This is a genomic window from Polynucleobacter sp. 86C-FISCH (genome assembly GCF_018882415.1).
GTDB lineage: Bacteria > Pseudomonadota > Gammaproteobacteria > Burkholderiales > Burkholderiaceae > Polynucleobacter.
The window spans coordinates 1,879,570-1,898,165 of the sequence record NZ_JACVOL010000001.1; the positions used below are offsets into that span (position 1 = coordinate 1,879,570).

13 protein-coding genes are annotated in these 18,596 nt (G+C 45.8%); 6 read left to right on the top strand and 7 right to left on the bottom strand.

Annotated features, from left to right (window positions below):
* Window positions 1-17: 17 nt before the first annotated feature.
* The 5 genes from carB to gloB all read right to left on the bottom strand — a co-directional run bounded on the left by carB (window position 18) and on the right by gloB (window position 8,876).
* Window positions 18-3,281 carry a carbamoyl-phosphate synthase large subunit gene (gene carB, locus ICN10_RS09545; protein WP_216214931.1) on the bottom strand — a complete coding sequence of 1,088 codons (3,264 nt, stop codon included), beginning with the start codon at window positions 3,279-3,281 and terminating at the stop codon, window positions 18-20.
* A complete protein-coding gene (gene carA, locus ICN10_RS09550) occupies window positions 3,281-4,468 on the bottom strand; it encodes a glutamine-hydrolyzing carbamoyl-phosphate synthase small subunit (RefSeq protein WP_216214933.1) in 1,188 nt (395 codons plus the stop codon). Before carA ends, carB begins: the two co-directional genes overlap by 1 nt.
* A 246-nt stretch (window positions 4,469-4,714) precedes the next feature.
* Entirely contained in the window at window positions 4,715-6,610 is a 1,896-nt protein-coding gene (locus ICN10_RS09555) for a propionate--CoA ligase (protein WP_370626225.1), read from the bottom strand.
* Window positions 6,611-6,633: 23 nt separating this feature from the next.
* Window positions 6,634-8,067 carry a transglycosylase SLT domain-containing protein gene (locus ICN10_RS09560; protein WP_216214937.1) on the bottom strand — a complete coding sequence of 478 codons (1,434 nt, stop codon included), beginning with the start codon at window positions 8,065-8,067 and terminating at the stop codon, window positions 6,634-6,636.
* Window positions 8,067-8,876 (bottom strand): hydroxyacylglutathione hydrolase, encoded by an 810-nt coding sequence (gene gloB / locus ICN10_RS09565; RefSeq protein ID WP_216214939.1) that lies wholly within the window; start codon window positions 8,874-8,876, stop codon window positions 8,067-8,069. The genes ICN10_RS09560 and gloB overlap by 1 nt, the downstream gene beginning before the upstream one ends.
* Window positions 8,877-8,882: 6 nt before the next feature.
* Between gloB and ICN10_RS09570 the strand changes: the two genes are divergently transcribed.
* The 5 genes from ICN10_RS09570 to dnaQ all read left to right on the top strand — a co-directional run bounded on the left by ICN10_RS09570 (window position 8,883) and on the right by dnaQ (window position 15,392).
* Window positions 8,883-9,701, top strand: a complete 819-nt coding sequence (locus tag ICN10_RS09570) for a class I SAM-dependent methyltransferase (RefSeq protein WP_216214941.1) — start codon at window positions 8,883-8,885, stop codon at window positions 9,699-9,701.
* A gap of 9 nt (window positions 9,702-9,710) precedes the next feature.
* Window positions 9,711-10,163: a ribonuclease HI gene (rnhA, locus tag ICN10_RS09575; protein ID WP_216214943.1), complete on the top strand. Its 453-nt coding sequence runs from the start codon at window positions 9,711-9,713 to the stop codon at window positions 10,161-10,163.
* Between the two features lie 110 nt (window positions 10,164-10,273).
* Entirely contained in the window at window positions 10,274-11,587 is a 1,314-nt protein-coding gene (locus ICN10_RS09580) for an efflux RND transporter periplasmic adaptor subunit (RefSeq protein WP_216214944.1), read from the top strand.
* Entirely contained in the window at window positions 11,584-14,682 is a 3,099-nt protein-coding gene (locus ICN10_RS09585; protein WP_216214946.1) for an efflux RND transporter permease subunit, read from the top strand. The genes ICN10_RS09580 and ICN10_RS09585 overlap by 4 nt, the downstream gene beginning before the upstream one ends.
* The gene (gene dnaQ, locus ICN10_RS09590; protein ID WP_216214947.1) at window positions 14,682-15,392 is read left to right on the top strand and encodes a DNA polymerase III subunit epsilon; all 711 of its coding nucleotides are present in this window, start codon (window positions 14,682-14,684) and stop codon (window positions 15,390-15,392) included. The genes ICN10_RS09585 and dnaQ overlap by 1 nt, the downstream gene beginning before the upstream one ends.
* An 8-nt stretch (window positions 15,393-15,400) precedes the next feature.
* On the opposite strand, the gene ICN10_RS09595 is transcribed toward dnaQ, so the two are convergent.
* Window positions 15,401-16,492, bottom strand: a complete 1,092-nt coding sequence (locus ICN10_RS09595; protein WP_216861081.1) for a tartrate dehydrogenase — start codon at window positions 16,490-16,492, stop codon at window positions 15,401-15,403.
* A gap of 49 nt (window positions 16,493-16,541) precedes the next feature.
* On the bottom strand, window positions 16,542-17,204 hold the full coding sequence (locus ICN10_RS09600; RefSeq protein ID WP_216214948.1) for a SprT family zinc-dependent metalloprotease: 663 nt from the start codon (window positions 17,202-17,204) through the stop codon (window positions 16,542-16,544).
* Between the two features lie 78 nt (window positions 17,205-17,282).
* On the opposite strand from ICN10_RS09600, the gene ICN10_RS09605 reads away from it, so the two are divergent.
* Complete coding sequence (locus ICN10_RS09605; protein ID WP_216214949.1) at window positions 17,283-18,593, top strand: amidase; 1,311 nt, start codon at window positions 17,283-17,285, stop codon at window positions 18,591-18,593.
* The last annotated feature ends 3 nt before the right edge of the window (window positions 18,594-18,596 follow it).

The window sequence follows — 18,596 nt, forward strand, 5'->3', positions numbered from 1 at the left end:
TAAAAGCTGATTTTAGATTAAATAAGCGTCCGATGTAAGTTTTGCAATGAATAGACCTCGAGTGACTCCAGCTTGCCATTTTGAGAAGCCAATAAACCATCCATTACTGCACGTGCCGCACTAATTGTTGTGTAGTAAGTCACGCCATTAGCCTGAGCACTGGTACGAATAGATCTAGAGTCAGCAATGGCAGTGCGGGTTTCATCCACAGTAGTGAATACCAAAGAAATTTCGCCATTCTTGATGAAATCCACAATGTGAGGACGTCCATCTTTGACCTTATTTACCACTCTTACAGGCAAGCCAGCCGCTTCAATTGCAGCAGCAGTACCCTTAGTAGCGACCATTGGGAAACCGAGCTGATGCAATAATTTGGCAACTTCTATCGCCTTTGGTTTATCGCTATCCTTTACCGTCAAAAGAACGGTTCCGCTCTTAGGCAGCTTAATACCAGCACCCAATTGAGACTTGAACAAAGCCTCGCCAAAGGTTTTACCTACACCCATCACCTCACCAGTTGAGCGCATTTCTGGCCCAAGGATTGGATCGATACCAGGGAATTTATTAAATGGGAACACCGCTTCTTTTACAGAGAAGTATGGAGGCTTCACTTCAGCAGTAATGCCTTGCTGAGCAAGTGTTTGACCAACCATACAACGAGCAGCAATCTTAGCTAGTTGCAAACCAGTAGCTTTAGAAACGAAAGGCACGGTGCGGGAAGCTCGTGGATTTACTTCAAGCACATAGATAACATCATTGCCATCTACATTTTGTATAGCAAATTGAACGTTCATTAGACCAATAACATTCAATCCTTTGGCCATCGCTGCAGTTTGACGCTTAATTTCTTCTACCGTTTTATCGGATAAAGAGTAAGGAGGCAAGGAACAGGCTGAGTCGCCAGAGTGAACGCCGGCTTGTTCAATATGCTCCATAACGCCACCGATGAATACTTTTTCACCATCGCTAATACAGTCAACATCGCACTCAATCGCATCATTTAAGAAGCGATCTAGCAGTACAGGAGAGTCATGGGAGACTTTGACTGCTTCGCGCATATAGCGCTCTAGGTCACGACCGTCATGAACGATCTCCATGGCGCGACCACCCAAAACATAGGAAGGACGCACAACCAATGGATAACCAATTTCTTCTGCTAGCTTGAGAGCCTCCTCTTCAGCACGCGCAGTGCGGTTTGGAGGTTGACGCAAGCCCAGATCTTGCAATAACTTTTGGAAGCGTTCACGATCTTCTGCAGCATCAATCATGTCAGGTGAAGTTCCGATAATCGGAACGCCGTTACGCTCAAGATCCAATGCCAGCTTCAAAGGAGTTTGGCCACCGTACTGCACGATGACGCCCTTTGGCTTTTCCTTGGCTACGATCTCTAAAACATCTTCAAGAGTTAATGGTTCAAAGTACAAACGATCAGACGTATCGTAATCAGTTGAAACTGTTTCAGGATTGCAGTTGACCATAATGGTTTCATAACCATCATCGCGCATTGCTAAGGCCGCATGTACACAGCAATAGTCAAACTCAATGCCTTGACCGATTCTGTTAGGACCACCACCCAAAACCATAATCTTGTCTTTATTGGTTGGGTTGGACTCGCACTCACCATGCTCAGCTTCATAGGTTGAATACAAATACGCAGTATTTGTTGAGAACTCAGCAGCGCAAGTATCCACACGTTTATAGACTGGCACCACCTTTAAGCGGTGACGTGCAGCTCGAACTGAGGCAGCATCAATACCAAGTAACTTTGCTAAACGACGATCAGAGAAGCCCTTCTGCTTCACAAAGCGTAGCTCTGGCGCAGTAAGACTGTCAATTTTGCGTTGCTTTAACTCAGCTTCAATCGTAATGAGCTCTTCAATTTGCTCTAAGAACCAAGGGTCAACTTTGGTTTCAGAATAAATCTCATCAAGACCCATGCCCATACGGAAAGCATCAGCCAAATACCAAATGCGGTCTGGGCCCGGCTCATTAATTTCGTTAATGATGTCATCGAGATCTGTAGAAACTTCATCAAGACCATCGACACCGACTTCTAAGCCTCGCAACGCTTTTTGGAATGACTCCTGGAAAGTGCGGCCAATAGCCATCACTTCACCAACAGATTTCATTTGAGTAGTTAAGCGTGAGTCTGCTTGCGGGAACTTCTCGAACGCGAAGCGTGGAATCTTTGTTACTACATAGTCGATTGATGGCTCAAAAGATGCTGGTGTAGCTCCACCAGTAATGTCATTTTTAAGCTCGTCTAATGTGTATCCAACGGCTAATTTGGCAGCGATCTTTGCAATTGGGAAGCCAGTTGCTTTGGAAGCCAATGCAGATGAACGCGAAACCCGTGGATTCATTTCGATGACGATCATACGGCCATCAACTGGGTTGATCGAGAACTGAACATTTGATCCACCAGTGTCAACACCGATTTCTCGCAAGACTGCAATCGATGCATTACGCATGATTTGATATTCTTTATCCGTTAAGGTCTGTGCAGGAGCAACGGTAATGGAATCACCAGTGTGCACACCCATCGGATCTAAGTTTTCAATCGAGCAAACAATGATGCAGTTGTCATTGCGATCGCGCACCACTTCCATCTCAAACTCTTTCCAACCAAGCAAAGATTCTTCGATTAGAAGTTCGCGGGTTGGTGATAAATCGAGACCGCGTTTGCAAATCTCTTCAAATTCTTCGCGGTTATAAGCAATACCACCGCCAGATCCACCCATGGTGAATGACGGGCGAATAACAACCGGGAATCCTGAACTACCCGTTTCCTGTTGGATGCGCTGTTGCACTTCGTGTGCTTCATCCATAGAGTGAGCAATGCCTGACTTGGCAGAGCCTAGACCAATCTTAGTCATAGCCTCTTTAAACTTCTGACGATCTTCCGCCTTGTCGATCGCTTCAGGGGACGCGCCAATAAGCTCGCATCCGTATTTTTCCAAAACACCATGGCGATGTAGATCTAATGCGCAGTTCAGCGCTGTTTGACCACCCATCGTTGGCAATATCGCATCTGGTTTTTCAGTGGCAATAATGCGCTCTACAACTTCCCAAGTAATCGGCTCAATGTAAGTTACATCAGCCATCTCAGGATCAGTCATGATGGTTGCAGGATTACTGTTTACTAATATGACTTTGTAACCTTCGTCACGAAGCGCTTTACATGCTTGCGCGCCAGAATAGTCAAACTCACAGGCCTGACCAATCACGATCGGTCCTGCACCAATAATCAGAATGCTCTTAATGTCGCTACGCTTAGGCATTATTTGCCCTCCTTCTTGCTGGCAGCATTCATGAGCTCCACAAAACGATCAAATAAATAGGCAATGTCATGAGGTCCAGGCGAGGCCTCAGGATGTCCTTGGAAACATAGAGCTGGCTTATCTTTCCAAGCCAAACCTTGTAAAGAACCATCAAACAAAGAAACATGGGTTACACGAATATTGTCTGGCAATGTATTGGCATCAACTGCAAAACCATGATTCTGAGAAGTAATTGCCACACGACCAGTGTCTAAATCTTTAACCGGGTGGTTTGCGCCATGGTGACCAAACTTCATCTTCAAAGTTTTTGCGCCAGCAGCAAGACCCATAATTTGATGGCCTAAGCAGATACCAAAAGTTGGAACACCTTTTTCGATGATTTCTTTTGCAGCAGTAATTGCGTAATCACATGGACCAGGATCTCCAGGGCCATTCGAAAAGAAGACGCCATCTGGGTTCATGGCCAATACATCAGCTGCACTAGTTTGCGCTGGCACCACCGTCAGTTGGCAGCCACGCTCTGCAAGCATGCGAAGAATATTGCGCTTCACACCAAAGTCATAAGCAACAACCTTCTTAACTGGCTTGTTTGTATCTAATTCTCTGTATGCAGGCTTGCCATTAGGACCATGCAGATCCCATTCGGCTTCACGCCACTCATAAGACTTATTGGTTGTAACTACTTTAGCAAGATCTAACCCTGACATACCCGGGAAAGCCTTAGCAAGCTCAAGAGCCTTTTTACCTAAAGACTCATAATCATCACCAAGCTTGCCAGCAACAATTGCGCCTGATTGGGCGCCCTTATCTCGCAAAATTCTGGTGAGCTTGCGAGTATCGATTCCAGCAATGCCTAAAACACCGGCTTTAGTGAGGTAGCTATCTAGAGAATCTTCCGAGCGGAAGTTAGATACGCGCTTTGGGAGGTCTTTAATGACTAATCCCGCTGAATGTATTTGATCGGATTCTGCATCCTGAGCGTTCACGCCGACGTTACCAATGTGCGGGTAAGTCAAAGTAACAATTTGCCGTGAGTAGCTAGGATCAGTAATGATCTCTTGATATCCAGTCAGCGCTGTATTGAAAACAACTTCGCCGGTAGTTTCGCCTGGGGCGCCAATACTAAATCCGGGAAATAAGGTGCCGTCGGCTAATGCCAACACGGCTGGGGGAAAAGAAGGAAGCAAGGGTGACAAACCATCTCCAGTCCCTGCTCCATCCGACGCTCAAAACCCTCAAAAAGACCAACCCGAGGATGTTTTTGCGGGAGGTGAGTGTCTTTAAGCGCTAGGGTATTTAATTAGTTTCGAACCCTGCAATCATACCATTTCTGCTCGTAAACCCTTGAATATCCAGTCAAATGGGGCTTACAAAGGAAAAAGCCCCTCCAACCTGATGGCTGGCGGAGCTTTTTTAGCCAAAATTAAGGGTATTTAAGCCTTAGCGCTTTGCTCAATAATGGTCTTAATTTGAGCCAATACTGTCTGGTCGTCCATGGTGCTGATATCACCAGGATCGCGGCCCTCGGCAACAGCCTGGAGCGCACGACGCACAATCTTGCCTGAACGCGTTTTTGGCAGTGCCGTAACAATGTAAACACGACCTGGGCGAGCAATAGCACCTAGAGTTGTATCTACGGTTTTCATGCACTCCGCTTCTAAGGTAGCAGTATTTGAGGCGTCCTTAGGGATCACGAATGCAATCGCAGCCTGACCTTTAAGCTTGTCCTCAATACCAACTACAGCTACCTCTGAAATATTGGGATGGCTAGAAATGCTCTCTTCAATTTCGCGAGTGCCTAAACGATGTCCGGCAACGTTAATCACGTCATCTGTTCGACCAAGAATGAAGAAGTAACCATCCTTGTCCTTGATGCCCCAGTCAAAGGTTGAATAAATCAACTTGCCTGGAATAGTTTCCCAGTAGGTGCTGACAAAGCGCTTATCGTCACCCCAAACCGTTTGCATACAGCCTGGAGGCAATGGCCCTTCGATGGCGATAACTCCTTTTTGATCTGGACCCAACTCTTCAGAAGTAGCGTCATCAAGCAACTTCATGTTGTAGCCAAATGATGGCACGCCTGGTGAGCCAAATTTATGCGGCATCACTTCTACGCCACGTTGAATTGCTAGCATCGGCCAGCCAGTTTCTGTTTGCCAGTAGTTATCCACAATCGGCTTATTGATAGCACCATGAATCCAACTTGCAGTTGGCTCATCCAAAGGCTCGCCGGCCAAGAACAATGCACGCAATTTAGAAAGATCATGTTTAGTCAAGAATGCAGGATCTTGTTTCTTGAGAACACGAACTGCAGTTGGCGCAGAGAACATGACAGAAACTTTATATTTATCTACCAGCTCCCACCAGATACCAGCATCTGGACGCAAAGGCGTGCCTTCATACATGATTGTGGCCATACCAGAAAGTAATGGCGCATAAATGATGTAGCTATGACCCACTACCCAGCCAATGTCAGAGGTGCAGAACATTGTCTCGCCTGGATTGCCAGTGAAAATATGCTTCATCGAAGCAGCGAGCGCAACAGCATAACCGCCGGTATCGCGTTGAACACCTTTTGGTTTTCCTGTTGTACCAGATGTATACAAAATATAGGAAGGATGAGTTGCATCAACCCATTCAACTGGAACGACATCGTTGAGATGCTTTTGACGCTCAGTTGCATAGTCCAAATCACGCCCAGCAACAGTCGTGAACTCAGTTAAGCCACGGTTCACAATCAACACTTTTGCTGGCTTGTATTCAGCCAATGTGATTGCCTCGTCCAACAATGGCTTATATGGAACTGCTTTACCACCACGAGCACCAGCTTCTGCAGTAACAATGAGCTTTGGTTTTGCATCATCAATTCGGGAAGCAAGGCTGTGTGATGCGAAGCCGCCAAATACAACAGAATGAATTGCGCCAATACGAGCACAGGCCAACATTGCAAAACATGCTTCAGCAATCATTGGCATATAAATGAGCACACGATCGCCCTTTTGAATGCCGTTTGCTTTATAGATTGCAGCCATACGATTAACTTCTTCGTACAACTCTTTAAATGTGTAAGTTTTCTCTTGATTAGTTTCTGTTGAAACAGCAACCAGAGCGATTTGATCCGGGCGATCTTTTAGGTGGCGATCTACTGCGTTGTAGCAAAGATTCGTAAGTCCACCCTCAAACCATTTTGCAAATGGCGGGTTGTTGTAGTTCAGAACCTTATCGAATGGCTTTTCCCAGTGAATTAACTGCGCTTGCTCACCCCAAAATCCGTCTGGGTCTTTAATTGAGCGTTCGTGGTGTGCTTTATAGGACATGGTCAACCTGATTTCTTTAAAAAAAGTTACTGTAATTACTGACTTTTGCTCGCCCCTTTGCTGCCGTTATTGCTGCTGGTAGAGGCTGAACTACCATTTTTCGCAGATTTTGCAAGCCCTGTCGATGCGGATTTATGCTGAGATGCAGCATTTTTTTCAGAAGAATTACCCTTAGAGGCTGTTTTTCCTGTTGTTTTGCTTGTTGTAGCTGGGGCGCACTTTGCTGTCTTGCCACCTTTCCCAGTATTTGCTGGTTTTGGGCACTTAGGTGCAGGCGGCGCGGGCTTCTCTAAGCTTAAGCTGGCATTTTCTGCCATGGCCGTCGATACATCGCCAGGACGGCGATTAGTTTTAGGAATTAATACCGTAGACCCTGAACGTATTCTCATTCCCCGCGGTATGCCGTTCACTTCTCTTAGGGTGTCTACATCTACGCCCAAGGTTTTCGCTGCTTGATCGACGGTTTCAGTTCTAGATACTTGAACAGCCGTCCATGAAGAAAGCGGTTTGTCGTATTGCTTCAAGTTAGCCTGAAAGATTTCGGCATGAGCAAATGGCAAGAGAATTTGCTGATTTGCATTACTCAGAATGACTGGCTTGTTAAATGAGGGGTTAAGACTGTGAAATTCATCCGATGGAATTTCAGCCAATTTAATTACCAGGGCTACGTCAATATCACTCCCCACATCTACTGCAACAAAGTAAGGGTGGTTCTCAAGTTCAGGCAGCACGATGCCATACGCTTGTGGATCCAAAACAATTTGACGATACGCCATTAACTTAGGCACATAATTTCGGGTCTCGCGAGGCAAGGTCAGACTCTCATAATTTGTTGGTAATCCAGCTGCAGCATTACGCTTCTGTGCTTTAGCAATATTCCCGGCACCCCAGTTATATGCAGCCAACGCCAGCTCCCAGCTGCCAAATTGATTATTCAAGCGCTGCAAGTAATCTAATGCTGCATCAGTTGATTGAACAACGTCTCGTCGTTCATCCCTAAATACGTTTTGCGTTAAGCGAAAATCTTTACCGGTTGCCGGCATAAATTGCCATAAGCCCACCGCTTTGGCGCTTGACTTAGCGTGCGTAACAAATGCGCTCTCTACAAATGGGAGCAGCGCAATCTCAGTTGGCATATTTCGTGCATTGACTTCTTGAACAATGTAAAACAAATAGCGCGAAGAGCGCGTCATTGAACGATTGACATAATCAGGTCTAGCAGCGAGCCAGCGGACTTGCTCAATTTCTAATGGCGTATTCATGGGCTCCATTTGGAAGCCATCACGGATGCGTATCCATAAGTTATCCGAAGGCGCGTATACCTTGCTAACCGATTGGTTTTTTAGATTTACGCGTGTAGCTTTAGATGATTTTGGATTAGCCTTTGTTGGGGTATCAGATGACCAATCACCGGTGCCAGCACAGCCACTTAAGAAAGCAACAATCAATGCTGCATAAAGCATGCGCATCAGAAGCGATCTTTCCAGGCGCGGATAACTGCTAAAACGTGTGCGGGGCTTGGCAGCTCTGCCTGCCCTGAAACCTCTTTTGCCATTGCAATGACTTCAGGCTGATCACAGCGCATAAAAGGGTTAACTTGCAGCTCTTGACCAATCGTAGTGGGAAGCGTTGGCAACCCCTGCTCTCGCAAAGATTTCGCCTGTTCTGCCCATGCAACTAAATTGTGGTTATTGGGTTCAACAGCCAATGCAAAGCGAATATTAGATAAGGTGTATTCGTGAGTACAGTAAACCAAAGTATTTTTTGGCAACGCTGCAAACTTACTTAAAGATTCACTCATCTGCGTAGGTGTGCCCTCAAACAATCTTCCACAACCGGAGGCAAATAAAGTATCCCCACAGAACAACATAGGCTCTACAACGTTAGCCTGCATGTTGGCAAAATAGGCAATATGGCTGAGGGTGTGGCCAGGAACTTCAAATACTTTCAAGCTAATTCGTGGAGCGACAATTTCAATTTTGTCGTCTTGCATTGCAACCACTGTTCGACCGGGAATGTTATCTCCCACGGGCCCGTAGACAGGAATATTGGCACCTAACTTTTCCAATAAGGTCAGAATTCCACCTGTATGGTCTGCATGGTGATGTGTAATTAAGATTCCCTTAAGAGCTAATTTATTAGCTTTTAGATATTCCAAGGTCGGCTCAGCATCCCCCGGATCTACAACCAATGCATTGCTGCCATCGTGAATGCACCAAATGTAGTTATCATCAAAGGCCGGTATGGGCCAGACCTGCAATAAAGTATTCTTATCCATGTACTCATGATACCAACCCCACCCATCCCCTCTCAGATGCCTGCACCCCCTTGGATCTCCTGGGAAAAGTGGCTCCAATCCCCGCCAGGTCGCTATGTGCTTAATTGGGAGCAGCAATGCTTTGATCAAATCGTTGCCGATGTCTTTGGGTTTCATGCTGTCCAAATTGGCTTGCCACAAATGAACACGCTTAGTGAGAATCGGATGCCCATGCAGGCGCTCCTGATTCATTCAAACGATAACCGTACCCTTGCTGGTCGCTTTGACTGGCATTTAATTGAAGCCAACTCTACTGAACTCCCTTTTGCTAGCGAGAGTCTCGATTTAATTGTTCTGCCTCATGTTTTGGAATTTGCATCAGATCCCCATCAAATACTTCGAGAAGTAGATCGAGTGCTGCGACCAGAAGGTCGCCTAATCATCTCCGGCTTCAATCCAGCTAGCTTGTGGGGCGCTCGACAATATCTCAGTAGATTGATAGGCACACCTTATCTTCCAAGGGATGGTCAATTCATCAGCCTCATTCGCATTAAAGATTGGCTTGAGCTACTCAATTTCTCTCTCGATCGCGGCCACTTTGGATGCTACAAATTCCCCTTACAGGGCGAGGCTGTTATGGGTAAGATGAATTTCCTTGAAAAAATGGGGAATCGTTGGTGGCCAATATTTGGGGCAGTTTTCCTGGTTTCAGCTATCAAGCGCCAGCAAGGAATGCGCCTCATCGGCCCAGCTTCTTTAGTCCGAATTCCGGCAATTAAGCAATTAAGCCCCGCTGCGGAAAGAAGTAATCTGCAAAAATGTCTCAAGAGCAACAATAACCAGTAAATTATTGCTATGCCGCATACCAAACATCCCCATATTGTGATTTATACCGATGGCGCCTGCAAAGGAAACCCAGGACCCGGCGGTTGGGGAGCAGTTTTGCAATCAGGCGGGCACGAAAAACATATCCATGGTGGTGAAAAACTCACCACCAATAACCGCATGGAGATTTGTGCGGTCATTTTTGCCCTAAAGGCCTTAAAACAACGCAGTACGGTCGAGCTTTGGACCGATTCCCAATATGTCCAAAAGGGAGTTACGGAATGGCTTGAGGGATGGAAAAGGCGCGGTTGGAAAACAGCCAGCAAGGATCCAGTTAAAAATGCGGATCTTTGGCAGGAGCTAGACTCCCTGCTCCCGAGCCATGACATCTCCTGGCACTGGGTAAGAGGTCATAACGGCCACCCTGGGAATGAGCTGGCAGACCAATTGGCTAATAAAGGCGTTGAAGAATTTCTACCCTAGGCCAACGCCCTTCTGCAACAACCTTTTAAGGCATCTTATGAGAGAATGGTCCTGCTTTAAATACCCCAGAAACAGCATATAAACCCTAGAAAACCAAGAAAAACGAGTCTGTGTCAAAAATCGAATCCTCCCTTGATAAGTTGTTAGGCAAGCTCGTGCAACTGAAGGATGCAGGCAAGTCGCGTTTATGCGCGCTTTGGAATAAATATTTGCCTCAGGTTGATAGACTTAAAGACATTAATTACGCCTCCATCAAGGCGTTCGTCAAACGCTTTAAGTGGCGCATTTTGATCGTCTTGATACTTCTGTATGCGGGATCCAAAACATACGATTATTTTTTCCCAGCAGGCAAGAAAGCTGGCGGCCCCCAAACGATTACTAGCATTGTGGTTGAAAAAAAGGATGTACCACTGATTATTGAGGCGACCGGCACCATTGTCTCAAATAGTATTGTTGATATTCGTCCGATGGTGACCAACACCGTTACCAAAATTCATATCAAGGATGGGCAAGAAGTAACAGAGGGTCAACTTCTTTTCAGTCTAGATGACCGCAACGATAAAGCTAATTACGAAAAACAGAAGGCCTTAGCGGATGATGCGCAAAAACAATATTTGCGCGCTAAGGAATTGGTTGCCAAAAATTTCATATCAAAAGCAGGTTTAGAAACCTCTCTTGCAAACGCAAAATCAGCACAAGCGGCTGCTCGCTCAGCCGAGGTGCAGCTCTCTTTTGATTCGATACGCTCCCCTATAAATGGTCGTGCCGGCATTATTAACGTATTCCCAGGCTCCTTTGTGCAGGCTAGCAATGCGGTAATTAGCTCAACCAACGCTTCTGCTACATCGACCACTGGATCCATGGTCACCATTACGCAATTGAATCCAATTAATGTTCAATTTGTTATTCCAGAAAAAGATATTCCAATTATTCTGGAAAACAAAAAGGTCGATGAGCCCTTAAAAGTTAAAGTAACTGTTGGCAATTCTGGTAAGACTGCTTATGAAGGCCAGGTCTTGGTTATTGACAACCAAGTAGATCCAGCGATTGCCGCAGTGAGAGTCAAGGCACAAATTCCTAATGAAAAAATGGAGCTCCTGCCCGGTCAATTTGCCCGAGTCTCATTAAATGCCAACACATTAAAAGATGCAATTGCTGTTCCAACACAAGCTATTGTGATTAGCCCAACCGGTCGCCTTGTATATGTTGTAGATAAGGATGACAAAGTAACCGCGAAGCCGGTAAAGGTTACATACGAATACCAGGGTACCTCAGTAGTTACAGGCATTCAAGCTGGTGACCGCATTGTTGTGGAAGGCAAGCAGAATCTGCGAACTGGCAGCAAAGTGCGCGAGGCTAAGGCTGGCAAAGGCCCAGCTCCTGATGCTCCTGCAAACAATAATTCTGCTACAGAGCAAAAATGACGCTTTCTGAGTTATGCATTAGACGCCCCGTCATGACGGTGTTGCTATCTATTGCAACCGTCATTGCTGGAAGCGTGGCGTATTTCAAAATTCCAGTAGCCGCCCTACCGAGCTTCAATACACCCATTATTTCGGTTACTGCAAGTCTGCCAGGAGCAGCGCCAGAAAATATGGCCTCCGCAGTTGCGTTGCCGCTTGAGAAAGAATTCTCAACAATTGATGGCATCAAGGTCATTAGCTCAACCAATTCCCTTGGCTCTACTAGCATCACCCTTGAATTCAATAATGATCGCGATATTGATAAGGCAGCGGTAGATGTGCAAGCAGCTCTCTTGCGCGCGCAAAGACGCTTGCCTATTGAAATGACGGTACCGCCTTCTTATCGAAAAATTAATCCTGCAGACACACCAGTATTAATTGTCCGCATGAGCTCGCCATCTATAAGCCTCTCTGAAATGAATGCGTATGCCGAGAATCTAATGGCACCGAATTTATCGACGATATCAGGCGTGTCGCAGGTTTCTGTTTACGGCGCCAAGCGCTATGCAGTTCGTGTCAGCGTAAGACCAGATGCCTTAGGCAACCGCAACATTACGATGGATGAAGTGGCTGCTGCAATCAATAAAGCCAATACGAATAGTCCTGTTGGTACCCTAGACGGACCACGACAACTCATTACCATCTATGCAAATCCTCAATTAGTTAAGGCAGAAGAGTTTGGCAACCTCATCATTGCACAGCGCAGTGGATATCCAATCTATCTTAAGGATGTGGCAGATGTACAAGAGAGCTACGAAGATGTAAAAACCTTTGCCTCAGCAAAAGGTGAAAGATCGATTGCGATTGGCATTAATAGACAACCAAATGCCAATACAGTTGAAGTAGTTGAATCGATTAAACGCTTATTGCCCTCGCTCAAGGCGCAGATGCCGGATTCGATTCAGTTGACACTCATCAACGATCGATCTCTCTCAATTATTGAGTCCATCCATGACGTTAATATCACCCTGCTTTTCACTATTGCATTGGTGATTCTGGTGATATTCCTGTTCCTCAAGCATGTATCAGCAACTGTTATTCCATCAATTAGCCTTCCTATCTCCTTAATAGGCGCCTTTTTTGTTTTCTACTTCTTGGGCTACAGCCTGGATAACATCTCTCTATTGGGTATCACGCTAGCTGTTGGCCTGGTTGTTGACGATGCGATTGTTGTCTTAGAGAACATCATGCGTTACGTTGAACAAGGCATGGATCCACTTAAAGCCGCACTTAAGGGAAGCAAAGAGGTAGGCTTTACTATCGTTTCCATTTCCCTGTCCTTGGTGGCAGTCTTTATTCCGCTCTTCTTTATGGCGGGACCGATTGGTCTCCTGTTCAGGGAATTTGCGGTTGTCGTTACCCTCTCCATTTTGGTTTCTGCCGTTGTTTCACTGACGGTAGTGCCAATGCTTTGCAGTCGCTATTTACCAAAGCCTGACCACAAACCAAAAGAATATGAAATTACAAAGAAATTTGATCGCCTCTTCGATTGGACTCTAAAGGGATATGTTCACTTTTTAGATTTAGCCTTAGTCAATCGCAAAAAGGTATTGTGGGGAGCGATTGCGAGCTGCGTCATTACAGTTGCCCTATTTATCTATAGCCCCAAAGGCTTCTTCCCCGAAGAAGATATTGGTCAATTGCGAGTGACGGTTGAAGCCTCAGAGGACACTTCGTTTAAAACGATGATTGCCTTGCAAGATCAAGCGGCCAAAATCGTTGATAGCGACCCTAACGTTGCAACATCGATTTCTATTTTGGGTGGCGGTCAAAGCTCAGGGCGTAATACCGGTCGGTTCTTCATTATTTTGAAGCCAAAAAGCGAGCGTCAAAAAATGAGCAAGGTAATGGAAGGTCTACGAACCAAGTTCAGAGAAATTCCTGGCATTCAGGTTTACATGAGCCCAGTGCAGAATTTACAACTAGGCGGACGAAGCAGTAAGAGCCGTTATCAGTTCACATTACAAAGCGTTGGCTTTGAGGGTGTAAATGAATGGGCTGACAAGTTATTACAAAAGATGCGCACTGATCCGATCTTTAGAGATGTGACCAGCGATTCACAACTCAAGGGCCTTAACGTCAAAATCGATATAGACCGTGAAAAAGCAGCAAGCGCCGGTGTATCCATTGCCGATATACGAACAGCCCTCTACTCTTCATTTGGCGAGCGCCAAGTGTCTACCATTTACACGCCAGTTAATACCTACTATGTCATTCTTGAAACGGCAGAGGATGATAGGCAGTTTGAAACAGACCTAAATAAAGTTTATGTACGAGGCAGGGCTACCGACAAACTCATACCGCTATCTAGCTTAGCTAGCTTTGTGAGAACGGTTGGACCAACTGCTGTAAATCATCAAGGTCAAATTCCTGCTGTAACGATTTCATTTAACTTGGCACCGGATGTCTTTTTGGGTGATGCAACCAAAGCAATTGACCGATTTGTAAAAGAGGTTGACTTACCACCTTCTATCATTACAAGTTATGGCGGCGATGCCGCAGTCTTTAAAGACAATCAATCGGGCCAAGTAATCTTGTTGCTGGCAGCGTTAGGTGTAATTTATATTCTGCTTGGCGTTTTATACGAGAGCTACATACATCCACTCACCATTTTGGCTGGACTACCTTCCGCTGCTATTGGTGCCATCTTGGCCCTGCGTATTTTTGGTTTTGAGCTCACCATTGTTGCTTCTATTGGCATCCTACTTCTGATTGGTATTGTTAAGAAGAATGCGATCTTGATGATTGACTTTGCTTTAGATGCGCAGCGTAATCAAGGCATGAGTCCAGAGAAAGCAATCCGAGAGGCTTGTATCTTGCGCTTTAGACCCATCATGATGACTACGATTGCCGCTTTGATGGGTGCACTGCCAATTGCACTCGGCCTTGGTGCTGGAGCAGAGTTACGTCAACCCCTAGGTATTAGTGTTGCCGGTGGATTGATATTCTCTCAATTTGTAACGCTCATCATTACTCCGGTAATTTATCTTTACCTGGATAAATATGCAGGCAATGGTCCAATGGATATTCCACCTGCCATTCTGGAGGGAACCTAATGCGTCAAGTTATTCTCGATACCGAAACCACAGGCTTAAATCCTGCTACGGGTGACCGTATTATTGAAATCGGTTGCGTTGAAATGGTTGGTCGTCGCCTAACGGATAGAACCTTTCATTACTACATCAATCCAGAGCGCGATATTGATGCAGGAGCCTTTGCGGTACACGGACTCTCAAGAGAGTTTTTGTCTGACAAGCCAATTTTTGCAAATATTGTTGAGCAGCTTATTGAGTTTGTAGATGGCGCTGAAATCGTGATTCATAACGCAGCCTTTGACTTGGGATTTTTAGATAATGAATTCGCCCTCTTAAAACGTCCACCGTTCCGTAACCTAGCCTCTAAAGTTACTGATACCTTGCTCGATGCTCGTCAAATGTTTCCGGGCAAAAGAAATTCCTTGGATGCATTATGTGAACGTTTTTCGATCAGCAATAAACACCGTACGTTGCACGGGGCTTTACTTGATGCCCAGCTTTTGGCCGAAGTCTATGTAGCGATGACTAGAGGTCAAGAGGATTTGTCCATTGATCTCATTGATTACACTGTAGGCGCAGACTCCTCCGGCCACACCAAAGCCTTGCCGACCAATTTAAAAGTTCTTTCTGCATCAGAGGAAGATCTACTCAGCCATGAAAAGATCCTTGCTGAAATTGCCAAGGCAAGTAAAAAGGACTCCGTTTGGAGCCCTTTAAGTACAGCAAGTTGAGTATCTAATTAGATTGCTGCGGCAATAGCCTTGCCTAAATCATCAGTCTTAGCTGTTCCGCCTAGATCAGGCGTCAATGGTGCATTTCTAGGGCCAGAAGCCAATACCTTTTCAATCGCCGTAAATATAGCTTTGCCAGCCTCTGGATAGCCAAGGTGATCGAGCATCATCGCCCCGCTCCAAATTTGACCAATCGGATTGGCAATCATCTTGCCAAAGATATCAGGTGCAGATCCATGCACAGGTTCAAACAATGATGGAAACTTGCCTTCTGGATTAATACTTCCCGATGGTGCTACAGCAATCGTACCGGTACAAGCAGGACCTAAGTCAGAAAGGATGTCGCCAAATAAATTGCTTGCGACAACTACATCGAAACGATCTGGATTCATAACAAAGTGTGCCGCCAGAATATCAATGTGATACTTGTCTGCTCTAACATCAGCAAACTTCTTCGACATTGCCTCTACGCGCTCATCCCAATATGGCATCGTAATAGCAATACCGTTTGATTTCGTAGCTGAAGTGAGGTGCTTCTTAGGGCGACTTTGTGCAAGATCAAATGCGTATTGCAAAATACGATCTACGCCTTGTCTTGTGAAAACGGATTCCTGAATAACAATTTCACGATCCGTATCAGGGAACATTTTTCCACCAACACTAGAGTATTCGCCTTCAGTATTCTCACGCACAACAAAGAAATCAATATCACCAGGCTTGCGATTAGCTAATGGACAAGGAACACCCGGCAGCAAGCGCACTGGACGTAAATTGACATATTGATCAAAGCCGCGGCGGAACTGAATTAAGCTGCCCCACAAAGAAACGTGGTCAGGAAGAATGTCCGGCATTCCAACTGCGCCAAAGAAGATTGCGTCGTACTTCATTAAAGTATCAAACCAATCATCTGGCATCATTTTGCCGTGCTTGAGGTAGTAATCACAGCTTGCAAAGTCAAAATGATCAAACTGCATTCCGAGATTAAATTTACGATTGGCAGCCTCAAGTGCGCGAACACCCTCAGGCATAACTTCTTTACCAATACCATCGCCAGGAATAACGGCAATCTTTGGATTTTTAAAAATTTTCTTTGCGTTCATGGGTGGCTTGTCTCTTTTTATTTTTGGTGAATATGAATTTTACAAATTTCTAGCTAATTGCGCGGCGGATCTCATCCGGCGCCTTTTTACTACCTTTTTCTACAGAATCGGTATCGTAATCAGAGGTATTTTCAATAGTCTCTGGAACGGCCTCTAGCATGCGAATATTATCTTTCGGGCAAATTGGTGCGCCATAGCTAGCCCATTTTTTAAGCAATGTAACCTCGTAACCGCACTGACTGCATTTTGCTTTGCTACGACTAGCATTGCTCGGCCTAGGAGGCGGAAAGACGATGGCTTGATGTGGGTATGGCCCTAATTCCTGGCTAATCATCATCAGCTTTACCGTTAATTCTTCAGTAGCATGAGCCATTCGGGCTGGGCCTTCTAGACCGACCGTCTGAGCAATTCCCTTGAAATCCTCGCCATGGCCACTAAAACAGTCATCTACAGCATGGCAAAGCTCATGCACTAAGGTATCCAAAAGCTGTACCGGCTCATCTAATTTAGGGGAGATAAAAATCTCATTAACACCACCACCAGATCGCTCGCGAGGCCAACACTGACCGAGCGTTGTTCTGGGGCTGCTAGAGGCTGGAAAGCCACAAGAAACCCTGACCGGAGGGATCGCGTAACCCGCTTTTGAAAATACTGGCTCCAAATGCCTTACTGCATCCTCAAGCCATGCTTCACGTACTGTATGTTGCTTCATCTAACTTATCTTCTATCGAATTTCTGGGACAAAAAAGCTTAAATTGCGATCATACGCCACCATAAGTAGAATGAACCAATGAAAGATCTAGAAAGCCTCAGCGCCTCCCAAGCTATTAAAGCCCTCTCTAAAAGAGAGATAAAGGCCACTGATTTGCTGCTCTCCTGCCTAGACCGCATAGGACAACGGGAGAATCATGTAAAGGCTTGGACGAGTCTTGGCAAGGAAAATGCCTTAACGCGTGCCAAAGAGCTTGATAAAGGGGCATTTAAGGGCATTTTGCATGGCCTGCCTATCGGTGTGAAAGATCTATATGACACCTATGACTTGCCAACCTCTTACGGCTCTCCCATCTACGCCAATCACTATCCAGTAGCCGATGCCGTCTCAATTGCATTAATACGACAGGCAGGCGGCATCATTCTCGGTAAAACGGTTACTACAGAGTTGGCATCCTTTAAAAGTGGTCCAACAACAAATCCGCATAATTCAAGGCACACGCCCGGAGGATCCTCTAGCGGTTCTGCCGCAGCGGTTGCCGACTTCATGGTGCCACTAGCGACTGGCAGTCAAACAGCTGGCTCTGTGATTCGTCCAGCATCCTATTGTGGCGTAGTAGGCTTTAAGCCGAGCTTGGGTAAAGTCAGTATTGCAGGCGTGAAGAGCCTTTCGGTCACGTTGGATACTTTGGGATGCTTTGGCAGGACTGTAGAGGATGTAGGGTTAGGTGTTGCAGCCATGAGCGGCGATCATCGTCTTGCAAAGATTGAGACGCTGCATAACAAACCCCGCATTGCCATTTGCAAGACTTCAAACTGGTCTCTCGCCCAACAGGAAACTGCAACTGCAATGGCGGTAGCACGGCATGCGGCGGAGCGCATTGCTAAATCCACTGTTGTGGACTTAAAGCTGCCCAAATCCTGTGATGACATCACACAAGTACAAACTCGCATCATGCTCTCCGAAATGTCTCGTAGCTTTCTATTTGAGCGAACCCACTATCCAAAGAAATTAAGTTTGATATTGAGCAAGCAACTTACTGACGGCGCTGCAATTAGTTATGAGCAGTACGCAAAAGATTTGCTGTTTGCAGACAATGCAAAATCATCCATCAACGCATTATTCAATGATGAGGTTGATCTATTAATAGCTCCCAGCGCTACGGGTGAAGCGCCCGATTTAAAAGAAGGGACCGGCGATCCAGTCTTCTGTCGAGAATGGACTCTCTTGGGATTGCCTTGTATTAACATCAATGTAGCCAGCGGTCCCAATGGATTACCCGTTGGCGTGCAGCTCATAGCTGGGCCAGGCAAAGATCATTTTCTTTTAAGCGCAGCAAGAGCTTTCGTACATGCTCTGCCTGATCCCACTTTAAGAGACCAGGCATAGAGC

Bases quoted from the DNA above. Each gene is read 5' to 3' on its own strand.
- ICN10_RS09570 (WP_216214941.1), top strand. From the start codon at position 8,883: ATGATACCAACCCCACCCATCCCCTCTCAGATGCCTGCACCCCCTTGG.
- ICN10_RS09595 (WP_216861081.1), bottom strand. From the start codon at position 16,492: ATGAACGCAAAGAAAATTTTTAAAAATCCAAAGATTGCCGTTATTCCT.
- ICN10_RS09585 (WP_216214946.1), top strand. From the start codon at position 11,584: ATGACGCTTTCTGAGTTATGCATTAGACGCCCCGTCATGACGGTGTTG.
- carB (WP_216214931.1), bottom strand. From the start codon at position 3,281: ATGCCTAAGCGTAGCGACATTAAGAGCATTCTGATTATTGGTGCAGGA.
- rnhA (WP_216214943.1), top strand. From the start codon at position 9,711: ATGCCGCATACCAAACATCCCCATATTGTGATTTATACCGATGGCGCC.
- ICN10_RS09560 (WP_216214937.1), bottom strand. From the start codon at position 8,067: ATGCGCATGCTTTATGCAGCATTGATTGTTGCTTTCTTAAGTGGCTGT.
- ICN10_RS09600 (WP_216214948.1), bottom strand. From the start codon at position 17,204: ATGAAGCAACATACAGTACGTGAAGCATGGCTTGAGGATGCAGTAAGG.
- ICN10_RS09605 (WP_216214949.1), top strand. From the start codon at position 17,283: ATGAAAGATCTAGAAAGCCTCAGCGCCTCCCAAGCTATTAAAGCCCTC.
- dnaQ (WP_216214947.1), top strand. From the start codon at position 14,682: ATGCGTCAAGTTATTCTCGATACCGAAACCACAGGCTTAAATCCTGCT.
- gloB (WP_216214939.1), bottom strand. From the start codon at position 8,876: ATGGATAAGAATACTTTATTGCAGGTCTGGCCCATACCGGCCTTTGAT.